The organism is Sinomonas sp. (assembly GCF_051955515.1).
Taxonomy (GTDB): Bacteria; Actinomycetota; Actinomycetes; order Actinomycetales; family Micrococcaceae; genus Sinomonas.
This window is the reverse complement of record NZ_JBQCGQ010000057.1, coordinates 1-6270: the sequence shown is the minus strand read 5'-3', so window position 1 is coordinate 6270 and position 6270 is coordinate 1. Positions and strand designations below refer to the sequence as shown.

At 65.9% G+C, this 6270-nt stretch carries 15 protein-coding genes; 14 read left to right on the top strand and 1 reads right to left on the bottom strand.

From position 1 onward, the window contains the following. The 3 genes from ACTHL9_RS03320 to ACTHL9_RS03310 form a co-directional block, all read left to right on the top strand. Positions 1-475 (top strand): hypothetical protein (locus ACTHL9_RS03320; protein ID WP_440517300.1); only part of this gene is annotated, 475 nt, incomplete at its 5' end. Positions 476-492: 17 nt separating this feature from the next. Then, positions 493-1101, top strand: a complete 609-nt coding sequence (locus ACTHL9_RS03315; RefSeq protein ID WP_440517299.1) for a hypothetical protein — start codon at positions 493-495, stop codon at positions 1099-1101. Beyond that, a complete protein-coding gene (locus ACTHL9_RS03310; protein WP_440517297.1) occupies positions 1091-1330 on the top strand; it encodes a hypothetical protein in 240 nt (79 codons plus the stop codon). Before ACTHL9_RS03315 ends, ACTHL9_RS03310 begins: the two co-directional genes overlap by 11 nt. 51 nt (positions 1331-1381) lie before the next feature. On the opposite strand, the gene ACTHL9_RS03305 is transcribed toward ACTHL9_RS03310, so the two are convergent. Beyond that, a complete protein-coding gene (locus tag ACTHL9_RS03305; protein ID WP_440517296.1) occupies positions 1382-1747 on the bottom strand; it encodes a hypothetical protein in 366 nt (121 codons plus the stop codon). Between the two features lie 95 nt (positions 1748-1842). Here ACTHL9_RS03305 and ACTHL9_RS03300 point away from each other — a divergent pair, with 95 nt between their 5' ends. From ACTHL9_RS03300 to ACTHL9_RS03250, 11 genes are all read left to right on the top strand, one after another. Further along, positions 1843-2292 carry a hypothetical protein gene (locus ACTHL9_RS03300; protein WP_440517295.1) on the top strand — a complete coding sequence of 150 codons (450 nt, stop codon included), beginning with the start codon at positions 1843-1845 and terminating at the stop codon, positions 2290-2292. Next, complete coding sequence (locus ACTHL9_RS03295; RefSeq protein ID WP_440517293.1) at positions 2289-3224, top strand: DNA cytosine methyltransferase; 936 nt, start codon at positions 2289-2291, stop codon at positions 3222-3224. Before ACTHL9_RS03300 ends, ACTHL9_RS03295 begins: the two co-directional genes overlap by 4 nt. Beyond that, positions 3221-3436, top strand: a complete 216-nt coding sequence (locus tag ACTHL9_RS03290; RefSeq protein WP_440517291.1) for a hypothetical protein — start codon at positions 3221-3223, stop codon at positions 3434-3436. The genes ACTHL9_RS03295 and ACTHL9_RS03290 overlap by 4 nt, the downstream gene beginning before the upstream one ends. After that, positions 3433-3609 (top strand): hypothetical protein, encoded by a 177-nt coding sequence (locus tag ACTHL9_RS03285; RefSeq protein WP_440517290.1) that lies wholly within the window; start codon positions 3433-3435, stop codon positions 3607-3609. Before ACTHL9_RS03290 ends, ACTHL9_RS03285 begins: the two co-directional genes overlap by 4 nt. Positions 3610-3757: 148 nt before the next feature. Then, positions 3758-4060, top strand: coding sequence for a hypothetical protein (locus ACTHL9_RS03280; protein WP_440517288.1), 303 nt, complete (start codon positions 3758-3760; stop codon positions 4058-4060). Further along, the gene (locus ACTHL9_RS03275) at positions 4053-4268 is read left to right on the top strand and encodes a hypothetical protein (RefSeq protein WP_440517287.1); all 216 of its coding nucleotides are present in this window, start codon (positions 4053-4055) and stop codon (positions 4266-4268) included. The genes ACTHL9_RS03280 and ACTHL9_RS03275 overlap by 8 nt, the downstream gene beginning before the upstream one ends. After that, positions 4265-4600, top strand: a complete 336-nt coding sequence (locus tag ACTHL9_RS03270; RefSeq protein ID WP_440517286.1) for a hypothetical protein — start codon at positions 4265-4267, stop codon at positions 4598-4600. Before ACTHL9_RS03275 ends, ACTHL9_RS03270 begins: the two co-directional genes overlap by 4 nt. 7 nt (positions 4601-4607) lie before the next feature. Continuing rightward, a complete protein-coding gene (locus ACTHL9_RS03265) occupies positions 4608-4835 on the top strand; it encodes a hypothetical protein (RefSeq protein WP_440517285.1) in 228 nt (75 codons plus the stop codon). Further along, the gene (locus ACTHL9_RS03260; RefSeq protein ID WP_440517284.1) at positions 4832-5455 is read left to right on the top strand and encodes a hypothetical protein; all 624 of its coding nucleotides are present in this window, start codon (positions 4832-4834) and stop codon (positions 5453-5455) included. Before ACTHL9_RS03265 ends, ACTHL9_RS03260 begins: the two co-directional genes overlap by 4 nt. A gap of 88 nt (positions 5456-5543) precedes the next feature. Beyond that, on the top strand, positions 5544-5753 hold the full coding sequence (locus tag ACTHL9_RS03255) for a hypothetical protein (protein ID WP_440517283.1): 210 nt from the start codon (positions 5544-5546) through the stop codon (positions 5751-5753). Then, positions 5754-6110 (top strand): hypothetical protein, encoded by a 357-nt coding sequence (locus ACTHL9_RS03250; RefSeq protein WP_440517281.1) that lies wholly within the window; start codon positions 5754-5756, stop codon positions 6108-6110. It begins immediately after the preceding gene. Positions 6111-6270: the final 160 nt, after the last annotated feature.

Here is a 6270-nt window from a genome sequence, read left to right as displayed (position 1 = left end):
GCGGCGCAAGGGCCAGAGCGAGTGGTCCGAGTTCACGTGGACCATCGAGCGGGCCAAGAAGGCGGGCTACACCTCGAACAAGAAGTACGAGTCCGACCCGATCGCCATGCTCACCGCGAAGGCGCAGGCCGAGGCGTGCCGGACCATCGCGCCGGACGTGCTCACTGGCCTCGCGTACTCCGTCGAGGAGGTCGAGCTCGAAGACCTCGGCGAGCGGCCCGCGCCGCCGAAGCGCACCGCGGCGTCGCGGCTGGTGCCACAGGCTGAGCCGGAGCAGACCGGCGAGCTTGCCTCCGAAGCCCAGATCGCTGCCCTCGTCACCGCACTCAACGCCCTCGGCCACGCGACGTCGGCGCAGAAGTCGGCGGCGATCGCCGAGCAGCTCGGAGAGAAGAAGACGGCTCGGGAACTGACCGCCGAAGAGGCGGACGTGCTGATCGTGACGTTCCAGGGGATGGCGGGGGTGGAGGCGTAGTGGGTTACGACATGAGGATGGTCGAGAAGCCCGAGGTCTCGCCCGAGGATCAGGCCAAGGCCAAGGAGTTGCGCGATCAAGCGTGGAAGATCGGAGACACGCTCAAGGCCGACGCCATCAATCGGATCAAGCACAAGACGCCCGACCCTGCGGATCACGACGACCGCGAGCGCGAGTACTGGAGCTGCATTCTGGAGGCCGATAAGCTCGACAATCCTTCCCACTTCCGTCTCAACGCATGGGGCATGAGCGCTTGCTCCGACGCAATGCAGGAACTGGGCATGGAGCACTGGCCCTCGGTCAGCGGCGACGAGGTTATGAAGTGGCCCGCGTGGGATGACAGCTTGCCTGACGATGAGGCAGACGAGAAATATGAGCGTGAATCCGCCCCGATCCGCACATACCACTCGCCCGACGAGCCGCCCACGATCCCCGGCCACAAGCTCGGCTCAAACGACGGCTGGCACGTCACGCCCGACGAGATCCGGGCCGCGCTGGCCGCATGGGATGCGCGTCCGGCTGAGATCTCGAAAGAAACGCGGGAGATCACCGAGACGCAGTGGTGGGCGAACTGGATCGATTACCTCAGGCGCTCCCTTGACCAGGGAGGCTTCTATGTCCACTGACCCCGTCCGCTTCGATGTGTACACCACCCCCGACTGCCCCGGAACCGCCCAGACCCTCGCCAAGCTGGACGAGCTCGGCGCCGAGTACGAGGTGCGCGACTTCAACCGCCAGCGGGCGTGGCTCGCGCACCAGAAGTACTACATCAGCCCCGTCGTCGTGGTCTACATGGGCCGCGGCCAGAGGCGGGTGCGCTGGACCAGCTGGTGCGGCCGCGCCGCACAGAACTGAGCCGCCGAGAGCATCCAGAACCAAGCGCACGGGCCTCCCTGAGGGGAGGCCCTACGAGTATGCGGGCTCGGGCCACGACGAGATCCAGCCCGAGGAGTGCTGCGCCGAGTGCATCCGCGTGGTGCGGCGGCTGCGTGAGGCTCGGGACGCGCGCGCGAGGAGGAAGTGATGGCCAACGCCGAGGAGCATTCCACCGCCGCCCACCTCGCCCGCTTCATGACCGCCCGCCGGCTCCGTGGCGCCAAGCCTGACGGCGTGCCCATGGATGGCGAGATCGTCGAGCGCAAGAGGCCGGAACGCCCCGAGCGGCCACCACGCCTCGGCCCCGGCGACCTTCCCAGTCTGCGCCTGACTGGCCTCCTCGCCGAGCAGGCCGCGATCCACGCCCGAGCCGAGCATCAGAGGGCACGCCAGCATGCCGAGTGGATGGGGGTCGAGCCATGATGCAAGGCCCACTGAAAGCGCACAAGCCGGTCAGGCGGACCCGGCCGGACAACTGCGTGGACTGCGGCGTGCGCCTGATGACCCGCAGGCCCTACATCAAGCCTCCCGAGGGCTACGAGTGGCACCAGGGGCATGGCATGTGCGGGACGTGCTACGAGCGGGCGCGGTATCGGGCGAGCGCGCCGTCCAGATGCACCGACTGCGGGCGGCTGTTCCGTTCGCGGCACGAGGCCGCCTCCGACCATCCGGGGACGATCCTGCACGTCGGCCGTGGGCTGTGCAAGCACGACTACGAGACGCGGCGGAAGAACGGCACACTCCCGCCTCGGATCGACGGCGGGGAATGCGGGAGTGCTGCACCACAGCCCCAGGTGGACCTAGAGGCTGCTGCTCGGCTGGAGGAGCACGTCCGGGGCGAGGTCATCGGCTACATCCTCGAACGGCGGAAGCGGACAGGGTGGGCGGACATGACGCTGCACGGGATCAAGGGGCTCGAGAGGCTGTGGGAGCCGAGGTGAGGTACTTCTCGATGTTCTCAGGGATCGGCGGTTTCGAGCTAGGCATCGAACAGGCCGCAGCGGATCTCGGAATGACGGCGGAATGCGTCGGATATTCCGAGATCGACAAGCATGCGATTGCTACCTACGAGGAGCACTTCACCCATGACAACTACGGCGACGCCACTCTCATCAACCCCCATACCCTTCCAGAGTTCGATCTTCTCGTTGGTGGATTTCCCTGCCAGGCCTTCAGCATCGGAGGAAAGCGACTCGGATTCGAAGACACTCGCGGAACACTATTCTTCGACATCGCCCGCATCCTCGACGCCCGCCAACCCCGGTTCTTCATCCTCGAAAACGTCAAGGGGCTCATCAGCCACGACAAGGGGAAGACTTTCCGAACCATCCTCCGCACCCTTGATGGGCTGGGGTATGACGTCCAGTGGCAGGTACTCAACAGCAAGGATTACGGCGTCCCCCAGTCCCGAGAACGGGTGTACCTTGTCGGCAATCTTGGAGGAACACCCAGACCCAAAGTATTTCCTTCCCCGCGACCGAGTAACCCGTATTCAACAGTCGGCCTCACAACAGAACCCGCAGTTGCTCGCACACTCACAGCAGGCGGCCACAGTGGGGGCAACCACAGCGGAATGACGATCCTGGAACTGACCGGGCAGCGCAGCCAGTCGCAACGGTTGTATGACCCGGCTGGTTTGTCGCCCACGATCTCCACTGGTGGCGCATCGACGGGTGGCGCTGAGGTGCCGAAGATCTCTGTTGGATCCCAGATCAGGCGCCTAACCCCGATCGAGTGTGAACGGCTCCAAGGCTTCCCGGATGAGTGGACGATCGGCAGCGACACGCAGCGCTACAAGCAGTGCGGTAATGCGGTCACGGTCAACGTCGTTCGGTACGTCGCCGGCCGAGTTCTCGCCGAGGCAACCCCATGACCCCCCGCCTCCCCCGCTCCGTCTGCCACCCGCCATGGCTCCGCATCCGCTGGGGCTGGATGGCTGTCGCCGCGTTCATCCTCCTCTGCTCGGCGTCCGCGTTCGGCGGGGCATTCTTCCCGCTCGCCTTCGTCCTCTGGCTCGCGTGGCTGATCTGGCGGGGCGAGCGCGACGCTGGCTGCCCACCCTCGCTCTGGAAGGAGAAGCGATGACCTGCGCCAACTGCGGCAAGCCCATCGAGCCTGTCACCATGACCGGCATCACCGTCTGGGCGCACTCCGATGCACCCAACCCGCCCGCGTACTGCGTCAACTCAGGTGCGCGGCTCTGCTGGCAGAAGAACGGGTCGATCGCATGGCCCGAAGGAAAGGAACAGTACCGATGAGAGAGCTTGCGTGGCCCGACAAGCCCGCCGTGACCTGCGACATGTGCTCGCGCGCACCAGAGCCGGGGAGCGCCCTCTGTGCTGGCTGTGCGGATCGAGTATGGATGGCCGAGCGGGACGCGACCGAGGACCCAGAGGTGGGGACGAGATGACGAAGAGAACGCTCCTTCACAGCGCCCAAGTTGCGCAGAAAGATCTGGAGATCACGACCCTTGAAGGCGGCCACGGCGACTGGATGCTGATGATCGTGAATCACCGCCTCCATGAGCGCATGGCGATCTCGGTCAACGGTCGAGAGCTGCTCGAAGCGCTCGACGCCACAGCCAGCGCAGACGCGACGAACGCTGTTGCGGAACTGCGCACAGCCCGCGAGGCACTGCACCTGGCACTGCAGCAGCGCGACGCCGAGGAGGACCGCGAGTACAAGGACTGGCGGGACCTCGATGAGTAACGCCGTCGCGATCTCCGTCTTCGACCTCACGGACGAGCTGCTCGATCAGCTTGCCCCGGCCCGGCCGATCTGCTGGGACCCGTTCCCGTGGCCGGTGAAGCCGCGGCGCAAGCCTGAGGCGAAGCTCCGGCGCTGCTCGGGCTGCGGCATCGACACTGCCGAGCCGGACCTCTGCTACGACTGCGAGGAGTCGGGGTGGTTCAGGTGAGTAGGCCCCTGGAACTCATCCTGTGGCGGCGGACGACGTGCACGGAGGCGATCCCGGGCGCGCGGAAGTGCGACGGCGAGTGCCCGTACTGGATCAACGACGTGACCGGCGAGTACCACGAACGGGACTACGGGTACGCCGACCACAACACCGGCCGCACCGACTACAACCCGGCCAAGCGGCTCACCGACTCGGAGTTGGCGGCCGAGGTCTGGTGCCAAGAGACCGAGTTCCGCGCCGCCGTCATCCGTGGCGATTACCCGGACCTTGACCGGCTGGCCACCACGGCTCGCTTCGCCACCCACCCCCACTACGACGAGATAGAGGACTGAAATGGTCGTGCGTGAACTGAGCAACGGGACGACGGTAAGCCTCAAGCCGTCCAAGGACGGCCCTCTCGTGGTCCTCGACCATCCGGACGCACCCGACGACATGCGGAACATCGAGGCTGGCCGGATCATCCTAGGCAGCTACCAGCCCAAGCCGTTCTGCGAGTTCGGACTGCGGTCAGAGACCCTGCGCGCGATCGCCGACCTGATCGAGGCCCGAGTGGTGGAGACGAGATGACGACTATCAAGAGCACCATGAACCTCGGGACGCTCGACATCAATCTAGGCGGGAGCCAAAGGACTGTGATCCTGCGCCTTGAGCGCGGTCCAGATGCCGCGGAGTCGGCCTTCCATACCGCCGAGCTCCTCGAAGCGCTCGATGCCGTGCCGAAGTCCCACGCCGAGGTCACCGCCCGCGCTGAGATTCTGGACAAGGAGCTCGAATCGGCACGCAAGGCGGCACGCGATGAAAGCGACCGCGCTGAGAAGGCTGAGGCGAAGCTGGCCGAGGTCAGGCGGGAACTTGGCTATGCCGAGAAGGGCGCCGATGAGTGGCAAGCCCGCGCCGAGGCCGCCGAGGCGAAGCTGGAACGGGTGCGGGCTCTGCTGTCGTTCGGCGCTGTCACGAATACGGAACTCCGCACAGCCCTCGCTGACCCCACGCCGTTCGAGCTGCCCACCGAGGCAGGGGCGAGATTCGAGGCGCGGCACGGTGGCAACGATACGACCGATGAGTTCCTGACCGTCAACTGCGATGGTAAGCCCCTGTATCTCCGGCTCGCGTCGTCATGCATCTACGGGCCTGAGTCCGTCCTCGGTTGCTTCGGGCACTTCCGCCTGATCGAGGCCGACGAGTGACCGACCGCTGGACCTGCTGTATCTGCGGAACGGTCTGGGTGGTGCCCTCGTTGGCCCGCGCCTGTGAGTCCAAGCATGGGGGCAAGACGTGACCAACGACCGATGCTGCCGCGCGTGCAAGTCCTCGCTGCCGGACATCTGCCGCGAGTCGCGGGACTGCTGGTGCCATATCGAGGCCCGCGCGCACGACCGCGTCGCCAAGCCGGAGAGGCAGACGCACCGCGACCCGACAGCGGGCGAGGCGCTGGGGAACATCGCGCGCGAGGAGCGCAGGAGACGCGGGAGGAGGGGAGGGTAGTTGGGCTGGTTCAATGTCGACGACCAGATGTACGGGCACGCGAAGCCGCGGCAGGCTGGGCTGGCCGCGATCGGCCTCTGGACCCTCGCAGGCTCCCTCTCCTCCGGCACGAAGACCGACGGTGCAGTTCCTGGATGGTACGTCGAATCGTGGGGGCCGGAGGGCAAGGATGCCGCCCAGAGCCTCATCGCGGCCGGGCTCTGGGTACCGCAGGGCTCGGGCTTCCAATTCCTCTCCTGGGAGGAGTACCAGCGCTCCAAGGAGCAGATGGAAGAGGACCGCGAGCGCAACCGGCAGCGGCAGAGGGCATGGCGGGAGAAGCAGAAAGCCCGGAAACAAGCCGATCCGGAGGCGTAACGCGTTACGTAACGCGTTAGTCACACCCGTTACGTAACGCGTTAGTCACGGGGCGTTAGTAACGGTGCCCAAGCCAAGCCAAGCCAAGCCAAGCCAAGCCATATATCTCTACCTCACCTTTCGCTTCATAGATCAATCACCTTTCCAACCAATCTCACCT